15 protein-coding genes and 1 tRNA gene are annotated in these 18,873 nt (G+C 65.8%); 14 read left to right on the top strand and 2 right to left on the bottom strand.

The features are described from left to right. Positions 1–646: 646 nt before the first annotated feature. A complete protein-coding gene (locus AC07NV_RS11280) occupies positions 647–1,567 on the bottom strand; it encodes a LysR substrate-binding domain-containing protein (protein WP_495166438.1) in 921 nt (306 codons plus the stop codon). Positions 1,568–1,666: 99 nt separating this feature from the next. On the opposite strand from AC07NV_RS11280, the gene AC07NV_RS11275 reads away from it, so the two are divergent. The 3 genes from AC07NV_RS11275 to AC07NV_RS11265 all read left to right on the top strand — a co-directional run bounded on the left by AC07NV_RS11275 (position 1,667) and on the right by AC07NV_RS11265 (position 5,029). Continuing rightward, the gene (locus AC07NV_RS11275) at positions 1,667–2,431 is read left to right on the top strand and encodes a phytanoyl-CoA dioxygenase family protein (RefSeq protein WP_495166437.1); all 765 of its coding nucleotides are present in this window, start codon (positions 1,667–1,669) and stop codon (positions 2,429–2,431) included. Positions 2,432–2,442: 11 nt separating this feature from the next. Further along, positions 2,443–3,081 (top strand): NADPH-dependent FMN reductase, encoded by a 639-nt coding sequence (locus AC07NV_RS11270; protein ID WP_495166436.1) that lies wholly within the window; start codon positions 2,443–2,445, stop codon positions 3,079–3,081. Between the two features lie 157 nt (positions 3,082–3,238). After that, positions 3,239–5,029 carry a DUF885 domain-containing protein gene (locus AC07NV_RS11265; RefSeq protein ID WP_495166435.1) on the top strand — a complete coding sequence of 597 codons (1,791 nt, stop codon included), beginning with the start codon at positions 3,239–3,241 and terminating at the stop codon, positions 5,027–5,029. A 115-nt stretch (positions 5,030–5,144) separates the two neighbouring features. Here AC07NV_RS11265 and AC07NV_RS11260 read toward each other — a convergent pair. Beyond that, positions 5,145–5,231: transfer RNA gene (locus tag AC07NV_RS11260), tRNA-Leu, on the bottom strand. 304 nt (positions 5,232–5,535) lie between these two features. On the opposite strand from AC07NV_RS11260, the gene AC07NV_RS11255 reads away from it, so the two are divergent. The 11 genes from AC07NV_RS11255 to gspK all read left to right on the top strand — a co-directional run bounded on the left by AC07NV_RS11255 (position 5,536) and on the right by gspK (position 18,872). Further along, positions 5,536–7,104 (top strand): beta-helix domain-containing protein, encoded by a 1,569-nt coding sequence (locus tag AC07NV_RS11255; protein WP_495166434.1) that lies wholly within the window; start codon positions 5,536–5,538, stop codon positions 7,102–7,104. Between the two features lie 81 nt (positions 7,105–7,185). Beyond that, the gene (locus AC07NV_RS11250) at positions 7,186–9,873 is read left to right on the top strand and encodes a TonB-dependent receptor domain-containing protein (protein ID WP_495166433.1); all 2,688 of its coding nucleotides are present in this window, start codon (positions 7,186–7,188) and stop codon (positions 9,871–9,873) included. Between the two features lie 275 nt (positions 9,874–10,148). Beyond that, positions 10,149–11,027: a type II secretion system protein N gene (locus AC07NV_RS11245; protein WP_495166432.1), complete on the top strand. Its 879-nt coding sequence runs from the start codon at positions 10,149–10,151 to the stop codon at positions 11,025–11,027. A gap of 6 nt (positions 11,028–11,033) precedes the next feature. Beyond that, positions 11,034–13,247, top strand: coding sequence for a type II secretion system secretin GspD (gene gspD, locus AC07NV_RS11240; RefSeq protein ID WP_495166431.1), 2,214 nt, complete (start codon positions 11,034–11,036; stop codon positions 13,245–13,247). Further along, positions 13,244–14,737 carry a type II secretion system ATPase GspE gene (gene gspE / locus AC07NV_RS11235; RefSeq protein WP_495166430.1) on the top strand — a complete coding sequence of 498 codons (1,494 nt, stop codon included), beginning with the start codon at positions 13,244–13,246 and terminating at the stop codon, positions 14,735–14,737. The genes gspD and gspE overlap by 4 nt, the downstream gene beginning before the upstream one ends. After that, a complete protein-coding gene (gene gspF, locus AC07NV_RS11230) occupies positions 14,730–15,944 on the top strand; it encodes a type II secretion system inner membrane protein GspF (protein WP_495166429.1) in 1,215 nt (404 codons plus the stop codon). The genes gspE and gspF overlap by 8 nt, the downstream gene beginning before the upstream one ends. A gap of 33 nt (positions 15,945–15,977) precedes the next feature. Continuing rightward, positions 15,978–16,436: a type II secretion system major pseudopilin GspG gene (gene gspG / locus AC07NV_RS11225; protein WP_495166708.1), complete on the top strand. Its 459-nt coding sequence runs from the start codon at positions 15,978–15,980 to the stop codon at positions 16,434–16,436. After that, positions 16,414–16,893, top strand: a complete 480-nt coding sequence (locus AC07NV_RS11220) for a GspH/FimT family pseudopilin (RefSeq protein ID WP_495166428.1) — start codon at positions 16,414–16,416, stop codon at positions 16,891–16,893. Before gspG ends, AC07NV_RS11220 begins: the two co-directional genes overlap by 23 nt. Beyond that, positions 16,883–17,260: a type II secretion system minor pseudopilin GspI gene (gene gspI / locus AC07NV_RS11215; RefSeq protein ID WP_495166427.1), complete on the top strand. Its 378-nt coding sequence runs from the start codon at positions 16,883–16,885 to the stop codon at positions 17,258–17,260. The genes AC07NV_RS11220 and gspI overlap by 11 nt, the downstream gene beginning before the upstream one ends. Continuing rightward, the gene (gene gspJ, locus AC07NV_RS11210) at positions 17,257–17,868 is read left to right on the top strand and encodes a type II secretion system minor pseudopilin GspJ (RefSeq protein ID WP_495166426.1); all 612 of its coding nucleotides are present in this window, start codon (positions 17,257–17,259) and stop codon (positions 17,866–17,868) included. Before gspI ends, gspJ begins: the two co-directional genes overlap by 4 nt. Next, entirely contained in the window at positions 17,865–18,872 is a 1,008-nt protein-coding gene (gene gspK, locus AC07NV_RS11205; protein WP_495166425.1) for a type II secretion system minor pseudopilin GspK, read from the top strand. Before gspJ ends, gspK begins: the two co-directional genes overlap by 4 nt. Position 18,873 lies beyond the last annotated feature (1 nt).

The following is an 18,873-nucleotide window of genomic DNA, read 5'->3' as shown; positions in this document are numbered from 1 at the left end:
ATGTCGGTCGGTTATGTCCAAATGCTATGACTTGGAGAGCGAGGGGAAGCGCCGGCGGTAGGCAAGGGAGAGTGATGGAATATAATGATCGGAAGCGGCCCCGTCTACGATCGTCACCCCGGACTTGCTCCGGGGTCCATAACGACCGCCGCGCCAATCGATCCCGGATCAAGTCCGGGATGACGAAGGCCTGAATTGGACCAATTGCGGACATTTTTCTCCCCTCCCTGCAAGGGAGGGGCCGGGGGTGGGTCGCCGCGCCGCGGCGCTGCTCCCTATCGAGAGGGTGTAAGCTCGCTTCGCTCGCTACCCACCCCTAACCCCTCCCTTGCAGGGAGGGGAATGACAGGAAACGACCGAAAGGCGACCTCTTTGCCCGTTCGCATCGAGCGAAGTCGAGATGCCCATCGGCACGGCACAAGGACGAAGGGTGTCTCGACTTCGCTCGACACGAACGGACGCGGGACGTTTCCGAAAGCGTCCAGCCGCTACCTATCGACTATCGTCACCCCGGGCTTGACCCGGGGCCTGCCTTGTCTTTCCTTCATCGGCGAAGGAAGACGGGTCCCGGATCAAGTCCGGGATGACGAAGCGGGGGTAATTTGCCGTCCGCTTTCCACCCCAACACGGCCATTCGCAGGCCCGCCTATTTCGACGCCACCACCCGCTTCACATGCGCCAGACACGCCTCGGTCTCGCGCTGCACATCGGCATTCAGCCAGGCGACAATCTCCGGCGTCGGCCCGATATCGGGTTCCAGCAATGCAAAATCCAGAGTGACGGGCGGGGTGATCGGGCGGATCGCGACGCCGAGCCGGTGGAATCGCGGCGCGCTGAACGGCTCGGCGATCGTCACGCCCAGCCCGGCTTCGACAAAGGCATATAATATCTGCGAATGCTGCGTCTCCAGCCGCCGCGATACGCTGATACCCGACTCTTCGAGCGCGGTGTCGATCCCGGTCCACAGCGCGTCGGCTTCGTGCATCGGGCCGACGAACTCCTCGCCCGCCAGATCGGCGATCGCCAGTCGCTCGCGCGCGGCGAGCGGATGGTTGGCGGGCAGGATGCAGACATATTCGGCGCGCGCGAGCGGGGTCGCACGGATGCCTTCGCGTCCCTGCATGTCGACCCCGATGCCCAGGTCGGCCTGACCCAGAAAGACGCGCTCCTCGATCGCGCGCTGGCCGAGCGACTCCACGATGATCTTGATGTCGGGATAGAGGATGCGAAAGCGTGCGATCACCGCGGGCAATATCGCCATCGCGATCGCCGCCAGCGCCGCGATCCGCACCGTCCCCACCGGATGCGCGCGAATGCGCCGCGCCGCCTGATCGAGCAGGTCGAGCCCGGCATAGCTTCGCCGCACCGCTTCATACAGCGCCTGCGCCTGCGCGGTCGGATGCACCCGCGCGCCGCGCCGGTCGAACAGGCGAAAGCCCACCGCGCGCTCCATGTCGGCGATCAGCCGGCTCACCGACGGCTGGCTGATATTCAGCATCGTCGCGGCGGCCGTAATGCCCCCGCTCATCATCACGGCGCGAAACGCCTCGACCTGTCTCATTCGCATCGGTCATAGTATAGACGTATGATCGTGCGATGCAATTCGATTGGATGCGATGGATGATGTTGCGCTACGTGGCACCTTAGACAACATCGGGAGAGTGAGATGGATTTTGCGGCCCAGCGCGAACAGTTCGCGACCGAAGGCTATGCGGTGTTCGAACGCATCCTCGAAGGCCCGCTGCTCGACCTGCTGCGCGAAGAATGCGGCCGCGTCATCGACCGCGAAGACGCGCGCCTCGACAGTCTCGGCGTCGAAGTCGACGGCATCAGCCACAAGGGCAAGCGTTACTTCGCGGGCGAATGCCAGCGCCAGCAGCCCGACCTCCGCACGATGTTGTTCAGCGAGACGATGGCGGACATCTGCCGCGCGACACTCGGCGACGATGCGTACTTCTTCTACGACCAATATGTCGTGAAGGGCGCCAGCGAGGGGATGCCGTTCAGCTGGCATCAGGATTCGGGCTATGTCGTCGGCAACGGCGGCCCCGCCGATCACAAGCCGTATCTGACCTGCTGGTGCACGCTCGACGACACGACGGTCGCCAACGGCACGGTGCGCATCCTGCCTTTCTCGCAGGCGCCCGAAACGCGCGACGGGATCGTTCCGCACGTCCGCCAGCCAGGCAGCAACGACCTTGTCGGCTACACGGGCGACAGCGAAGGCGTGACGCTCGAAGTTCCGGCGGGCAGCGTCGTCGCTTTCTCCAGCCTCGCGCTCCACGCGACCGGATCGAATTCGACCCCGAATATGCGCCGCGTCTATCTCGCGCAATATTCGCCCGAGCCGATCCTCAACCCCGGCACCAACCATCTGCGCCGCAACGCGATCGCCTTCCTGCGCGGTGGCCGCCAGGTGACGTTCAACTGAGGGAGGCCCCGATGATCGAGCGCCGCGTTTCGAACAGCCGTCCGCATATCGTCGCGCTTGGCGGCAACGCCACCCCGGGCGGGTCGGCCGAGCGGTTGCTCCGCCACGCGCTGGCGCGCTGCGAAGCGCAGGGAGCGGATACCGCGCTCTTCGCGGGCGAGGCGATCGACCTTCCTATGTATGCGCCGCACCGCAGCGAGCGATGCGAAAAGGCGCAGGCGTTGATGGCCGCCTTGCGCACGGCCGACGGCATCATCGTCGCCTCGCCCGCCTATCACGGGACGGTGTCGGGGGTGGTCAAGAACGCGCTCGACTATGCGCAGGATCTGGTTTCGGATGCGCAGCCCTATTTCGACGGCCGCGCGGTGGGGCTGATCGCGGTGGCGGGCGGATGGCAGGCGGCGGGCAGCACGCTCGCGACGCTGCGCTCGATCACCCATGCGCTGCGCGGCTGGCCGACGCCGATGGCGGTCACCGCCAATTCGGGTCAGGCGCTGTTCGATCCGGACGGGCTTGTCGCCGATCGGGGCATCGAACTGCAACTGGACATCATGGTGCAGCAGGTCGTGCTGTTCGCGCGGATGAAGGCCGAATATGCAGCGGCCACGGCGCGCGGGCAGGCCGAAGCGCTGTCGTCGCTGGCGGGCTGACCCCGCCGTCCGGGTGAGACTCTCCGATCGGCGCCCTTGGCGATAACCGCCCATGGCCTCCATATTTAGTCTTGGCCCGGGGCCGCCAATCGCGGTACCGCTGGTTCGAGGAAGCGGAGAAAGGGGTCCAGTGCGGCTATCACGACGGGAGTTTTCATTGGCGCTGGCGACCAGTCTGGTTGCGGCACCGGCGGCCCGCGCGGCGGGCAAAAGCGGCGCGAGCGATGCGGCGTTCACCGCCTTTCTCGATGCGGCCTTCGAGGCCGAACTCGCGCTCGATCCCGAGCAGCTCACCCAGCTTGGCCGCAAGGAACAACAGGACCGGTTCACCGATCCGAGCGATGCGGCCGCTGCGGCGCGCCTCGCGTGGCGCCGGGGCAATGTCGCGGCGATGAAGCGGCAATTCGATGTCGCGACGCTCGGCGACGATGCAAGGGTGTCGTATGACATGTGGGTGCTCGAACTCGAGCGGGCCGAGGCGTCGACGAAGTGGCGCGGCCACAATTATATCTTCGACCGCAACGGCCCGCACACCGGGCTGCCGAACTTCCTGATCAACCAGCATCGCGTCGATGCACCGGCCGATATGAAGGCCTATGTGGCCCGCGTTACCGCGCTCGGCCCGACGCTCGATGCCTATCTCGATCGTGCCAGGGCTGCGGCGGCAAAGGGCATCCGTATGCCCGGTTTCGCCTATGATCAGTCGATCGAACTCGTCGGGCGGCTCACCACGGGGGCGCCGTTCGACGACGGCGCGAACAATGCATTGTTCGCCGACGCCAAGGCGAAGGCCGCGGGTCTCGTCACATCGGGGAAAATCGACGCCACCGCCGCCGATCGCCTTACCGCGCAGGTCGCCGCGGCGATGACCGGATCGATGAAGCCCGCTTATGAACGGCTGCGTGCATGGCTCACCGCCGACCGCGTCAAAGCGTCTGTCGAACCGCGCGGCGCGGGGGCGCTGCCCGATGGTGCGGCCTATTATAATGCGATGCTGCGGCTGCAGACGACGACCGGCATGACCGCCGGTGAAATCCATGACCTCGGCCTGTCCGAAGTCGCGCGCATCCGCGCCGAGATGGAGGCGCTCAAGGCGAAGATCGGCTTTAAGGGCAAACTCGAGGATTTCTTTGTCTTCCTGCGCAGCGACGACCGTTTCTATGTCGCCAACGACGATGCCGGCCGCGCAATCTATCTCAAGAAAGCCGAGGACTATCTTGCCGGCATGCGCGCGCGGTTGCCCGAACAATTCGGGCGGCTGCCCAAGGCCGATCTGATCGTGAAGCGCGTCGAAGCCTTTCGCGAGGAGCCGGGCGGCGCCGCGCATTATTCGCCCGCGGCGCTCGACGGGTCGCGGCCGGGCATCTTCTATGTCCATCTTGCCGACACGCGCGCGACGCCGACCTACGAGATCGAAGGCACCGTCTATCACGAAGGCCTGCCCGGCCATCATATGCAGATCGCGCTCGCGCAGGAAATGACCGGTACGCCCGAGTTCCGGAAGAATTATTTCTATGGCGCCTATGGCGAGGGCTGGGCGCTCTATGTCGAGCGGCTCGCGAAGGAGATGGGTTTCTACACCGATCCCTATAGCGATTTCGGACGGCTGGGGCGCGAGATCTGGCGCGCGATTCGCCTCGTGGTCGACACCGGCATTCATGCCAAGGGGTGGAGCGAGGCGGAGGCGCTGGCCTATTACACCGCCAATTCGCCGCAGCCTACGGCCAAAATCCGTTCCGAAATCCGCCGCTATTTCGTCACCCCGGGGCAGGCGACCTCGTACAAGGTCGGCATGCAGCGCATCCTTGCGCTGCGCGAAAAGGCGCGGACGGGACTGGGCGCTCGATACGACCAGCGCCTGTTTCACGAGATCGTCCTTGGTCGAGGTTCGGTGCCGCTGCCGGTGCTGGAAGCGCAGGTCGACCGCTGGATCGCCGCACCCGCCTGACCGCGCGGCGGCACGCGGCCGCGCAATCCTGTGAAAGCGCAGCAGGGGCCGCGAAGGTCGACCAAAGGTCAACCGTCGCTCCAAGCTACTAAAAAACGCCATAAACTGGCGATGATGGTGCGGTCGAGAAGACTCGAACTTCCACGGCCTTTCGGCCACAACGACCTCAACGTTGCGCGTCTACCAGTTCCGCCACGACCGCACATCATGATGGTCCGGACGGGTCCGGCACCAGGTAGGAGCGGGCGCCTAGCAAAGCTTTCCGGGCGATGCAAGCGAGCTTCGCTGCATTTATTTTTGCGGGTGCGAACAAGCGGCTCCTACAGCCGCCGCCGATGTCATCGAACCGACTCAAAAGAGTCACTCAACTGTCATGGCTCTGGCGTCAGACCGTCATCGAATCACCCTAGTGGCGACGTCACCGGGGGCGAGGCAGCTATCTCTTCTCATCCGCGGCGTGTTTTTCATCAGGGGCGCTCCAGGCGCACACCGGGACGGAGATTTTCATGGCGGCTTTCGCACGCATTCGTTTGGTCATGCTCAGCGGCGTGGCCTGTTCCATCCTTGCAGCGTGCGGTGCCGACGGCGTCGCGTCGCCGGGCGAAGGCGTGATCGTCATCCCGACGCCGACCCCCACGCCGACGCCGACCCCCACGCCGACCCCGACCCCGGCGACCGTGACCCCCGCCGCGAACTGCCCGACCATCGCCGGCCCCGACCAGCTCGCGAACCTCGGCACCATTTCGGGTCCCGGCGGCGAGTGGCGCAACTGCGGCTTCCCGACCCGCTTCACCGCGACAACGGCGATCCCGAAGGTTGCGGGCGTCATCTACTCGCTCCCCGGCCGTGTCGATGTCGGCAGCGATCAGGGCGCGGCGAGCACGAACAATGTCGTCACGCTGACGGTCGACCCCGGCGTCACCATCTTCGGTGCGACCGGCGTTTCTTTCCTTGCCGTCAACCGCGGCAACCGCATCGACGCGGTCGGCACGCCGACCCAGCCGATCATCTTCACCGGCCGCGGCAACGTCGTCGGTTCGGCGGGCGACCAGACGTCGCAGCTGTGGGGTGGTGTCGTGCTGCTCGGCCGTGCGCCGGTCACCGATTGCGACGCTCCGGCCGCGACGCCGGGCTCCGCGGCGTGTGAGCGCGACACCGAGGGCACCTCGGGCGCGAAATATGGCGGCGCGCAGCCGGCCGACAATTCGGGCCGCATGTCCTATGTCCAGATCCGCTATTCGGGCTTCATTCTCAGCGCCGACAAGGAACTGCAGGGTCTGACGCCGTCGGGCACGGGTTCGGGCACGCAGCTCGACCATATCCAGATCCACAACAGCTCGGACGACGGCATCGAAGTGTTCGGCGGCCGCGTGAACATGAAGCATCTGGTGATCACCGGTGCCGAAGACGACGGCCTCGACACCGACGTCGGTTATCAGGGCAACATCCAGTATGTCATCGGCGTACAGCGCGCAGACGGCCTGGTCGGCGACTCGATGATGGAAATCGACTCGAACGGCAACGAAGATGCGAGCCCGCGCCAGCGCGTTGCGATCTCGAACTTCACCTATATCCACCGCGCCAATGCGGCGGGCAACGGCGTGTCGATCCTCGTTCGTGGCGGCGCCGACTACACCTTTGCCAATGGCCTGATCGTCGCTCCGGGTTTCCGCTGCCTGGGCTTCAACAGCGCAACGACGACGCAGGCGGCCAACCCCGCCCTCGACGAAGCCGGCCCGCCGGTCTTCCGTTCGGTGTCGATGCAGTGCAACGCCTCGCCGTTCCGTGGCACGAGCGGTGTCACCGACGCACAGGTGCAGGCAATCTTTGAAGGTGGCACGAACAACCGTTCGAACTATGTGCCGTCGTTGACCAGCCTGTTCATCAACGGTGCGACCGAAACCGGCTTTACCCCCTTCGACGCGAAGACGCTGAACGCCTTCTTCGACACCACCGCCTATGTCGGCGCCGTCCGTGACGCCAACGACAGCTGGTACCAGGGTTGGACCTGCAACTCGTCGACCGCCAACTTCGGCACGACGAGCAAGAGCTGCAGCGCCATCCCGACAACCTGATCGCTCGCGATCCAATTGGGGAGCGGGCTCGCCTGACGGCTGGCCCGCTCCCTTCCTGCATATAATTGGGGACTTTCCATCATGACCAAGCGGCCGATCTTTGCCAGCCTGCTCCTCCTCAGCTCCGCGCTCGTCGCGCCCGCCGCGCTTGCGCAGGATGCAGCCAGCGAACCTGCGGCCGATGCAGCCGCGGCCGCTGAACCTGCCCCGCAGGAGGATGAAGACGGCGATGTGTCGATCCCCGGCGGCGCCACTCAGGAAATCGTCGTCACCGGCCGCTTTACCCCCAACGTCGTCCGCGCGACCCCCGAAGTCGTCTCGGTCCTGTCATCGGCGGACATCGCGCGCACGGGTGAGGGCGACATTTCGGGTTCGCTCCAGCGCGTGACCGGCCTGTCGGTCGTCGGTGGCGGCTTCGTCTATGTCCGCGGCCTTGGCGATCGCTATTCGCTCGCACTGCTCAACGGTCTGCCGCTGCCGAGCCCGGAACCGTTGAAGCGTGTCGTGCCGCTCGACATCTTTCCGTCGAACGTCATCGATTCGACCCTCGTCCAGAAGAGCTATTCGGCAAATTTCCCCGGTGAATTCGGCGGCGGCGTGATCAATCTCACGACCAAGGCGATCCCGCGCGAACCTTTCCTGACCTTCAGCGGCGGGATCGGCTGGGACAGCGAGACGACGAACCAGCTTGGCTATACCTATTATGGCAGCGACACCGACTGGACGGGGTTCGACGACGGCACCCGCGACGTCCCGCCGCTGCTCAAGGCCGCATTCGCCAGCGGCAAGCCGATCCTCGAGGGTGCCGACTTCACGAAGGACGACCTCAAGGCGATCCAGATGGAACTGGTCAACGCCGAAACGACGCTGCTGCAACAGAATAACCACATCCCGGTCAACTGGTCGGCGGGCGTGACCGGCGGCACGACGATCCAGTTCGCGGGCGGCGAACTTGGCATTATTGCTACCGCGGGCATCAGCAACAAATGGCGTACCCGCGACACGCTGCAGCAGACCTCGGTCGAGAAGGACCTGTCGGGCGATCCGCAGTCGAGCTATAACCGCGTCGTCACCGACAACCGTGTCGTCGTGAACGGTCTGCTCGGTTTCGGGCTCGAAATCGGCGAGCACAAGCTGCGCTGGACCAACCTCTATATTCGCGACACGTTGAAGCAGGCGCGCCTTGCAGTCGGTACCGACGCAAACCAGGTCGGCCGCGACATCATGAAGCAGGACACCGCCTGGTACGAACGCCAGCTGATCAACACGCAGTTCGTTGGCGAATTCCACTTCGACCAGTTGAAGGTCGACCTGCGCGGCGCCTATGCCAATTCGCAGCGCGAGGCGCCCTATGAGCGCGGTTTCACCTATGTTCGCACCAATCTTCCGGTTGCGCAGGATCCGACGGGCAACAAGTTCGTCAACGACCTTGGCGGCAACCGCGGCGATGCGACGATCGCCTTTTCGGACCTCAATGAGGATCTGTGGGCGGGCGGCGTCGACCTGTCGTACGAGCTGGCGCCGCGCATCACCGCGACCGTCGGCTATGCCTATACCGATACCCATCGCACGTCGGTGCGCCGCGCGTTCCAGTTTCGCGCGTCGGGCCTGCCGGTTGCTGTGACCCAGCTTCGCCCGGACTATCTGCTCTCCGACGCGACGATCCAGCTCTATGATATCGGGTTGATCGAAACGTCGGCGCAAGACGGCACCGCGGCGTTCGAAGCTGACCTGACGACGCACGCTGGCTATGCGCAGGTTCAGGCCGAGCTGGTCTCCGGCGTGAACATCAACGCTGGCGTCCGGTACGAGGACGGCAAGCAGACCGTCGTTCCCGTCGACCTGTTCGGAACGGGTGGCAGCTCGATCATCGCAACCAATCTGAACAATGATTACTGGCTGCCCGCCGTCACCCTGACATGGGAAGTCGCGCCCGACATGCAGGTGCGCCTGAACGGGTCGAAGACGATCGCGCGCCCGCAGTTCCGCGAACTCGTCGCGCAGGTCTATCAGGATCCCGAATCGAACCGCCTGTTCCGCGGCAACCCGTCGCTGACCGACAGCGAACTGTGGAACGCCGAACTGCGTTACGAATGGTATTTCGCCAAGGATCAGCGCTTCACCGCGGCGGGGTTCTACAAGTCGATCGACCGGCCGATCGAGGCTTATACCTCGATCTCGGATTCGTCGGTCAACACCAGCTATGCCAACGCGCCGAAGGCGACGCTCTATGGCGTCGAACTGGAAGCGCAGAAATATTTCCCGCTCGATACGTTGTCGGACTCGCCGTTCTGGGCGAGCCGTCGCCTCGTGCTGATCGGCAATTACACCTTCACCAAATCGGAGATCAAGGTTGGCGCGGGCGACACCACCGTCATCAACGGCGTGGTGCAGGACGCGAGCAACTATTTCTTCGACGGATCGAAGATGACCGGCCAGTCGGATCATCTCGTCAACGTCCAGATCGGGCTGGAGGATCAGGACAAGCTGTCGCAGCAGACCCTGCTCTTCACCTACGCTAGCCCGCGTGTCACCAGCCGCGGCCCGTCGGGGCAGCCCGATTTGCTCGAGAAGCCGGGTATCCAGCTCGATTTCGTCGCGCGTCAGGGCGTCACGCTGCTGAACAAGGAAATCGAGCTGAAGTTCGAGGCGCGCAACCTGACCGGACGCAAATATCAGGAAGTCCAGACCTCGGGCGACAACAAGATCTATTTCAACCGCTACAAGCTGGGCCGTACTTTCTCGCTGAGCGCGTCGTTGAAGTTTTAAGGTCGAAACCCTCCCCGTGGCAAAGCCATGGGGAGGGGGCCGCCCGTCGTGCGGGTGGTGGAGAGGCGGCAATCGCGGCGCCAAAGCCCTTTCGTCAGCCCTGGCGGGACTGACACTTGCCCTTGGCTCGGGCACAGGGAGGATATGGTCCAGCCGTCTCGCCGGACTCGCTCCATTGTCAAAAAACTGTAATCTTCCGGTCAACTGATTGTCACCGTTCGCCCGTAGGCGATTCGCGAGACAGGGTTTTCAGTCTGGGGGACAGGGACGATTTCATGGTGACGCTGATGTCCGGATCGGCCGTTCGGCTGCCGCGCGGTTTGCCCGCGTGGTTGCGGAGCGGCAAGCGCTCGCCGCGCGAAATCTGGCCGCAGCTGCTTGTCGGACTGCTCGGTGCCTTGCTCGTGTGGCAATGCGTCCGTCTGCTCTGGACGCTGCTCACCCCGTTGTCGCCGCTGGGCGCGTGGCAACCGCAAGCCGCGGTGATCGCCTCGCCCGCCGAGCGGCGCGCGCTCTTTTCCAGCTTCGATCCCTTTTTCCGCAGTGCGTCGCAGGGGCCCGCTTCGGCGACCGTGACCGCGCTTGGCCTCACCCTCTTCGGCATCAACCTTAACGAGGCGACGGGCGGGGGCTCGGCAATTATCGCGGGCGAGGACGGGATTCAGACGAGCTATGCTGTCGGCGACGAGATCGCACCGGGCGTGAAGCTGGTCGGCGTCGCCTTCGACCATGTGCTGCTCGACCGCGGCGGTGCGCGCGAAAGCCTGTTCCTCGACCAGAGCGGCGATGCGGCGGCCGTAAACCCCGCGACCCCGCTACCGGCGCCGACGCCCGAGATCGGGACGGTGTCGACAGGCAATGCGAGCGGCGAAATGACGCCCGCCGCGATCAAGGCCGGGGTCGGCTTTGCGCCGCGTACCGAGAATGGCCGCGTCACCGGGATCGTCGTTCAGCCGCAGGGCGACGGCGCGGCCTTCCGCGCCGCGGGCTTGCGTCCGGGCGATGTTATTCGCTCGGTCGGTGGCCGTCCGATCGGCTCGGCGAGCGATGCCGCTTCGCTCGCCAATCAACTTACGCCGGGTGCGCGCATCTCGCTCGAAGTCGAGCGCGGCGCCAGCGTCGTTCCCGTCGCCATTTTCCTCTCGAAACAATAGAGACCCATGCGCCTCAAACTTTCCCTGATGCTCGCTGCCGCGCTGGTTTCCGCCACGCCGGGGCCCGCGTTCGCCCAATATACACTCAACGTCCGCGACGCCGACATCCGCGCCTTCATCCAGGATGCGGCGCGGATCACCGGGCGGACTTTCGTCATCGACGGCCGCGTCAACGGCAAGGTGTCGGTCGTCACCGACCGGCCGCTGTCGCGCAGCGAATATTTCGAGATTTTCCTCTCGACGCTCCGCTCGAACGGTCTCGTCGCGGTGCCGGGGCCGAACGGCGCCTATCGCGTCCAGCCGATCGACGGCGCCGCAGCGCAGCCCGGCCGGATCGGTAGCGGCGGGGCGGCGCAGAACCAGTTCGTCACCGAAATCATCCGCCTGCGCCACATCGGCGCCGTGGCCGCCGTTGAAACGCTGCGCCCGCTCGTCAGCGCGCAGGGTTCGCTCACCGCGAACCGCAACGCCAACAGCCTGGTCGTCGCCGATTTTGCCGACAATATCCGCCGCATCCGGGCGCTGGCGTCGAGCATCGACCGTGACAGCTCGACCAGCCAGATCGTCACGCTGAAGAATGCCGGTGCGCGCGAAATCGCTGCCGCGTTGCAGGCGCTGGTGCCGTCGGCGGGTGAGGGCGCGCAGTCGCCGGTCGCGATCGTTCCGATCGACAGCAGCAATGCGATTGCGCTGCGCGGCGATCAGGCGATGGTCGCGCGCTTCGTGTCGATGGCGAACGATCTGGACGCCAAGGCCGCGGGCGGCACCGAACTCCGCGTTTATTGGCTCGAGCATGCCAACGCCGAAACGCTGCTGCCGACGCTGCAGCAGCTCATCGGCGGCGGCAGCGACCCCGCGCAGAAAGCCGGCCTGCCGCCGGCATCGGCAACATCTTCCTCTTCCTCGGGCGGCAATGCGACGCCGGCCCCCGCGCCGGCCTCCACTGCCGGGGCCTCGACCGGCGGCGGAGGCAGCGGCAGCATCTCGACCCGCGGCCCCGCGATCATCACGCGCTACGAAGGCGCGAATGCGATCATCGTCGCCGCCAACAGCGAAGTGCAGCGCATGCTCGGCGAGCTGATCCGGCAGCTCGACAGCCGCCGCCAACAGGTGCTGGTCGAGGCGATCGTCGTCGAGATCGGCGACGATGCGGCGAAACGGCTCGGCGTCCAGTTCCTGCTCGGCGGGAAGAATATTCCGTTCGTCGCGACCAGCTACAGCAATGCGTCGCCCAACATCCTGACGCTCGGCGGCGCCTATGCGGCAAACCGGCTGTCGCAGCAGACGACCACGGTCAACGGCAACACAACGGTGACCCAGACCAACAGCTCGCTCGGCAACAGTTTGCAGGAAGCGGCGGCGGCCTCGCTCCTGACGGCAACGGGGGGCTTTGCGGGCTTTGCGGGCGACATCGGCAAGAACACGATCTTCGGCGCGATCATCAACGCGGTGAAATCGGACACGACCTCGAACCTGCTCGCGACCCCGCACATCGTTACGCTCGACAATCAGGCTGCGAAATTCCTTGTCGGTCAGGACGTGCCGATCACGACCGGCGAAAAACTCGGGACCAATTTCGAAAACGCCTTCCGCACCGTCCAGCGCGAAGAGGTCGGGATCAAGCTGGAAGTGACGCCGCAGGTCAATGGCGCCGGCGAAGTGAAGATGTTCCTGCGCCAGGAGGTGTCGAGCGTCGCTGGCCCCGTCTCGTCGCGCAACAGCGATCTCATCCTCAACAAACGCTCGTTCGAAACCGTGCTGACCGTCGACGACGGCGAAATCCTTGCGATCGGCGGCCTGCTCAACGACGACGAGCGCAAGACGATCGAGCGCATCCCGCTGCTCAGCGACATTCCCGTGCTCGGCGAACTGTTCAAATCGCGCAGCCGCACACGGTCGAAGACGAACCTGATGGTCTTCATCCGCCCGACGATCCTGCGCAACCGCGAGGACAACGCAGCGCTGACCTCCCGTCGTTACGGTTATATCCGCGACTTCCAGCTTCGCCGGAACCCCGATGAAGAACCCGCGATCGATGCGCTGGTGCGCGACTATCTCGGTGCCGTGCCGCCGGTTCCGACCGCGGAGTCTGCTGCCGACATCACCGTTGGTCCGGTCAATCTGCCCGAATTGCGCGGCCCCGACGGCAGCGTCACGACCACCGACGTCCCGCCCTCGATTTCGCAGGCGCCCGCGCCTCCGACCGGAGAATATCCGTGACCGACATCGAACCGGCGGCGCCTCCCCCGGCGCCGGTTGATATTCCATATGGTTTTGCTCGCGCGCATGGCGTCGTTATCGCCCCGGGCGAGAATGGCGTGTGGCTGGCGACGTTGCGCGAAGGTGCCGATCCTGCGGTGCTGATCGAGGTAAAGCGCTATCTTGCGCAGCCGCTGCGCGTCGCGACGGCAGACACCGCCGAGTTCGACCGGCTGCTTTCGGACCATTATGCGGTCGACAGCTCGGCCGCCGCGATGGCGGGCTCGCTCGACGGCAACGACATCGACTTCAGCCTGCCGAGCGCCGAGGATTTGCTCGACAGCGCCGACGACGCCCCGGCGATCCGCCTGATCAACGCGATCATCGCCGAAGCGGTGCGGCAGGGTGTCAGCGACATCCATATCGAACCTTATGAAAGCGGGCTCGTCGTGCGGATGCGCACCGACGGCGTATTGCGCGAGCATCTGCGCATGCCGCCGCATGTGGCACCCGTGGTGGTCAGCCGTATCAAGGTGATGGCGCGGCTCGACATCGCCGAGCGCCGCGTGCCGCAGGACGGCCGCATCGGGCTGACGCTCGCGGGCAAGGCGGTCGACGTCCGCGTCTCGACGCTTCCCAGCCGCGCGGGCGAACGCGTCGTGATGCGTATCCTCGACAAGGATGCGGCGGGGATCGACTTCGATATCCTCGGCCTGACCGGCGCCGCCGACCAGATTCTGCGCGAGGCACTCGCCGAACCCAATGGCATCATCCTCGTCACCGGCCCGACTGGCTCGGGCAAGACGACGACGCTCTATGCGGCGCTCAAGCAACTCAACGACGGCCAGCGCAATATCCTGACCGTCGAGGATCCGGTCGAATATGCCGTCGATGGCGTCGGCCAGACGCAGGTGAACAGCAAGGTCGGGCTCGACTTCGCCGCCGGCCTCCGCGCCATCCTGCGGCAGGATCCCGATGTCGTGATGGTCGGCGAAATCCGCGACCGCGAGACCGCCGACATCGCGGTGCAGGCGTCGCTGACGGGGCACCTCGTGCTCTCGACCGTGCACACCAACGATGCGGTCGGTGCGATAACTCGCCTTAAAGATTTGAAAGTAGAGCCTTTTCTTCTCGCTTCCACTCTGCGCGCAGTCATCGCGCAACGCCTTGTGCGCAAACTTTGCGACAATTGCCGCGAGCCCGTCCAGGCCGACAACAGCGTCGCGGCGATCCTCGGGCTCGATATCGGCACCGTCATCTGGCGCCCGAAGGGCTGCGAGCATTGCAGCGGCACCGGCTACAAGGGCCGCATCGGCGTGTTCGAGGCGATCAAGGTCGACGAGACGGTCCGCCGCTACATTTATAACGGCGGCGACGAGGCAATGATCACGCGCCACGCCTTCCTGAAATCGCCGACGCTCGCTTCGGCGGCGCGGACGATGGTCGCGAAGGGGCTGACCACCGCCGAAGAGGCGATCCGCATCGCGCGGCGCGAGGAAATCGATGCCTGATTATCGCTATGTGGCGATCGATCCGCAGGGCCGCGAGCGCAAGGGGCGGCTGACCGCGGCGAACGACGATGCCGCGCGCGCCGACCTGATGCGGCGGAAATTCCATATCGTCGCGGTCGAGACGGCGGGGACCAGGCCCGCCAGCCGCTCGCTGCTCGCGTTCCGCCGCAACAAGCTGTCAGCCAAGGAACTTGCGCTCTTCACCCGCCAACTCGCGACGCTCGCCGAAGTCGCGCCGCTCGAAGAAGCGCTGCGCACGCTGTCGCGCCAGAGCGAGGCCGAAAGCGCGCGGAGTGTCATCGGCGATGTTCACGCGGGCCTGCTCGAAGGCCGCCGCCTCGCCGACGCGATGGCGCGCCAGCCCGCGAGCTTCCCGCCGCTCTATCGCGCGATGGTCGCCGCAGGCGAAACGACGGGCAGCCTGACGACCATCCTCGCGCGTCTCGCCGACCTGCTCGAACGGCAGGCCGAAGTGCGCGGCAAGCTGATCGCCGCGCTCGCCTATCCGATCGTCCTCGCGGTCGTCGCGATCGGTGTCGTCGCCGCGCTGATGATCTTCGTCGTCCCGCGCGTCGTCGAACAATTCAACGATGTCGGCCAGCAATTGCCCTTCCTCACCCGCGCGGTGATCGCGATCTCCAGCTTTGCTGCCAACTGGTGGTGGCTGGTCGCGTTGCTGATCGCCGCCGCGAGCTTCGGCTGGGTGACTGCGATGCGCCGCCCCGCGTTCAAGGCGCGCGTTGATGGCCGTCTGCTGCGCCTGCCGCTCTTTGGCCGTCTGCTCCGCGATCTCTATGCCGCGCGGTTCGCGCGCACGCTGTCGACGATGGTGTCAAGCCGCTTGCCGCTCGTCGATGGCCTCCGTCTGACGCTGCCGACGATCCGCAACGCGGCGCTGGCGGGCGCGACCGCGACGATCGTCGATCAGGTGCGAGCCGGGGGCAGCCTGTCGGCGGCGCTGCGCGATTCGGGCGTCTTTCCGCCCTTGCTTGTCTACATGACCGCCAGCGGTGAAAGCGCAGGACGGCTCGAGCAGATGCTCGAACGCGCCGCCGATTATCTCGAGCGCGAGTTCGACCGGTTTACAGCCGCGTCGATGGCGCTTCTCGAACCTGTCATAATTGTCGTTATGGGGTCGTGCGTTGCCCTTATCATCCTCGCCATTCTGCTTCCGATCCTTCAGTTGCAGAACCTTGCAGGTCTATAATAGATGTCCCTGATGCAGCTTTTCATTCGCCTGATGCTCGACTCCGGTCGCCCGCCGGTTACCCGGCACCGCAAAAAGGACGAGCGCGGCTTCACGCTGACCGAACTGATGGTCGTGATCTTCATCATCGGGCTGCTCGCGACGGTGGTGATGATCAACGTCCTGCCCAGTCAGGACCGGGCCATGGTCACCAAGGCGAAAGCCGATATCGCGACGTTAGAGACCGCGCTCGAGCAATACCGGCTCGACAATCTGACCTATCCGGCGTCGACCGATGGGCTGAACGCGCTCAGCACGCCGCCGCCCGCGCTCGCGCAGCCCGAACGTTATCGCCGCGGCGGCTATATCAAGAAGCTGCCTGCCGATCCGTGGGGCCGCCCCTATAATTATCAGGCGCCCGGGCCGAACGGGAAGGCGTTCGACGTCTGGTCACTCGGCGCCGACGGCGCCCCCGGCGGGACCGACGACAATGCGGATATTCGCAGCGACTGAGGCGCGGCCGCGTCGCGGAGCCGACGGTTTTACGCTCGTCGAACTGATGGTCGTGCTGGCGATCATGGCGCTCGCCGCGACCGCCGTCGTGCTCACCATTCCGGGCGAAGAACGCACCGTGCGCAGCGAGGCCGACCGCCTCGCCGCACGTCTCGCCGCCGCGCGCGATGTCGCGGTGATCGAGGGGCGCAGCGTTGCGGTCAGCTTTGCGCCGTCGGGCTATGGCTTCGAACGGCGGATTTCGGGTGAATGGCAACCGCTGCCCGGCCGGGCGTTCGAGCAACGTAACTGGCCCGGCGATGTGCACTTCTCGGCGGGAAATGGCCAGGGCGCGGCGCGCGTCCTGTTCGATCGCGTCGGCACCAGCCCGACCCCGCAAGTCGTTGTCCTCACAGGCGGCGATGCGCGCGAGATCGTGCGCGTCTCGGCCACCGGGGAGGTCAGCCGTGGGCAATGATCGCGTCAACACGCGCGAAAGCGGCTTCACATTGCTCGAGATGCTCGTCGCGTTGAGCGTCATCAGCATCGCCGCGCTCGCGCTCGTCCGGCTCGATGCCTACGCAGTGCGCACGGCGGGCGACCTCGATGAAAGCACGATGGCGGGTGTCGTCGCGCAGAATCGCGCGGTCGAACTGTGGACCGACCCGGCGCCGCCGACGATCGGCAACAGCGCCATCGGCGTGACCAACGCCGGTCGCAACTGGCGCGTCGAACAACGCGTCGCGAAGACCGCCGACGATGCGCTGCTGCGTATCGACCTGCTTGTCCGCCCCGAAAGCGGCCGGGGGCAGGCGGCGCTGACGATCATCCGGCCGTCGCGATGAAGAACCAGAATGGTTTCACCCTCGTCGAAATGCTCGTTGCGCTTTCGATCTTTGCCGTGATTGCGGCGATGGGCGTCGGCTTGCTGCGCAGCAGCATCGATACGCAGGATGCGGTGCAGGGGCGGCTGAAGGCGATGGGTGGCATCAACCGCCTGCGCGCGGTGATGGCGAACGATCTGGCGCAGGCCGTGCAACGCCCGACGCGCGGACCAGCGGGGGAGGCGGTTCCGGCCTTTTTCGGATCGGCGAACGGCTTCGCTTTTGTCCACGGCGGTGCGGGCTCGCTCGACGGCAGCCCGCGCCCGAATGTCGAGCGTGTTGCCTATGCTCTCGTCGGCAGCGAATGGCGGCGCGCGACCCAGCCCATGCTCGACGGCACCGCGCTGAGCGAAGGCGACCGGCTGGTCGGCGATGTTGCGACCGCCCGGGTGCGCTATCGCGACGAGCGAGGCAATTGGGGGGAGAGCTGGAGTTCGGAGCCCGGCGATCGCCTGCCGCGCGCCGTCGAGGTCCGGATGATGCGCACGGGGCGCGAGGCTTTGACGATGCTGTTCCTCACCGCGCCGACGCTGCCGCCGCCACCCGCGACAGAGGTTCCGCAGCCATGACGCGCGACACGACAGACGAGCGCGGGGCGGCTTTGCTCACCGTATTGCTGCTCGTGGCGGTAATGGCGGTGATCGCGGCGACCGCGCTCGACCGGCTGACGCTCGCGACGCGCATCGCGGGAAGCGCCGCGACGGTCGATCAGGGCCGCGCCTACACCTTTGCCGCCGAGCAGATTGCGCAGCGCCGCGTTGCCGATCTGGTCGGGCGCGACCCGGCCAGGCTGACGCTCGCCGGCGACTGGCTGGGGCGCGATTTCGTTCTGCCGCTGCCCGGCGGCGAGGGGCGGGCGAAGCTCGCCGACGCGAACAATTGTTTCAACCTCAACAGCCTTGTTGCCGAAACCGTGCCCGGGCGGTTCACGCAGCGGTCGGGTTCGATGCGCCAGTTCGGCGAGCTGATGACCTTGCTGGGGATCGATGCGGCGCAGGCGCAGGCGATCGCCGGTGCGGCCGCCGACTGGATCGACAGCGACAGCAACGAGGGCCCGCTCGGCGCCGAGGACAATGCCTATCGGTCGATGCAGGGTGCCTATCTGCCCGCGAACCGCAAGATGGCCGATGTCAGCGAGCTGCGCGCGGTGCGCGGCGTGACGCCGAAGATCTATGCGCGGCTCAAACCCTGGATTTGCGTGCTGCCGGTGGCAGAGCCGGTGCGGCTGAACGTCAATACGCTGGCGCCCGAACAGGCGCCGTTGGTGGCGATGCTGGTACCCGGCGAAATCGGCGTCGCCAAGGCGCGGGCGGTGCTGGCGGCGCGCCCCGCTGGCGGCTATGGCAGCAGCGTACGATTCTGGGAGGCGGGACCGTTCGAAGGACGGAAACCGCCTGCCGATGTCGCCGAACAGGCGGGTGTAACCAGCCGCTGGCTGGCGCTGACGACGAATGTGACGATGGGGGACGGTTTCTTGACCGCAGTTTCGCTGATCGATGCCAATGGCGGGGCGCCTTCGGCCGGCATCGCGCCGCCGACGATTGTCCGCCGCGACTGGGGCGAGACGGACTGAT

The organism is Sphingopyxis sp. GW821-FHT10B01 (assembly GCF_059415685.1).
This window is presented reverse-complemented; position numbering and strand designations above follow the sequence as displayed.

Coding starts and splice junctions, on each gene's coding strand:
- gspG (WP_495166708.1), top strand. CDS start 15,978: ATGCTCGACTCCGGTCGCCCGCCGGTTACCCGGCACCGCAAAAAGGAC.
- AC07NV_RS11245 (WP_495166432.1), top strand. CDS start 10,149: ATGGTGACGCTGATGTCCGGATCGGCCGTTCGGCTGCCGCGCGGTTTG.
- AC07NV_RS11255 (WP_495166434.1), top strand. CDS start 5,536: ATGGCGGCTTTCGCACGCATTCGTTTGGTCATGCTCAGCGGCGTGGCC.
- AC07NV_RS11280 (WP_495166438.1), bottom strand. CDS start 1,567: ATGCGAATGAGACAGGTCGAGGCGTTTCGCGCCGTGATGATGAGCGGG.
- gspF (WP_495166429.1), top strand. CDS start 14,730: ATGCCTGATTATCGCTATGTGGCGATCGATCCGCAGGGCCGCGAGCGC.
- gspJ (WP_495166426.1), top strand. CDS start 17,257: ATGAAGAACCAGAATGGTTTCACCCTCGTCGAAATGCTCGTTGCGCTT.
- AC07NV_RS11270 (WP_495166436.1), top strand. CDS start 2,443: ATGATCGAGCGCCGCGTTTCGAACAGCCGTCCGCATATCGTCGCGCTT.
- AC07NV_RS11250 (WP_495166433.1), top strand. CDS start 7,186: ATGACCAAGCGGCCGATCTTTGCCAGCCTGCTCCTCCTCAGCTCCGCG.
- gspD (WP_495166431.1), top strand. CDS start 11,034: ATGCGCCTCAAACTTTCCCTGATGCTCGCTGCCGCGCTGGTTTCCGCC.
- gspK (WP_495166425.1), top strand. CDS start 17,865: ATGACGCGCGACACGACAGACGAGCGCGGGGCGGCTTTGCTCACCGTA.
- AC07NV_RS11220 (WP_495166428.1), top strand. CDS start 16,414: ATGCGGATATTCGCAGCGACTGAGGCGCGGCCGCGTCGCGGAGCCGAC.
- AC07NV_RS11275 (WP_495166437.1), top strand. CDS start 1,667: ATGGATTTTGCGGCCCAGCGCGAACAGTTCGCGACCGAAGGCTATGCG.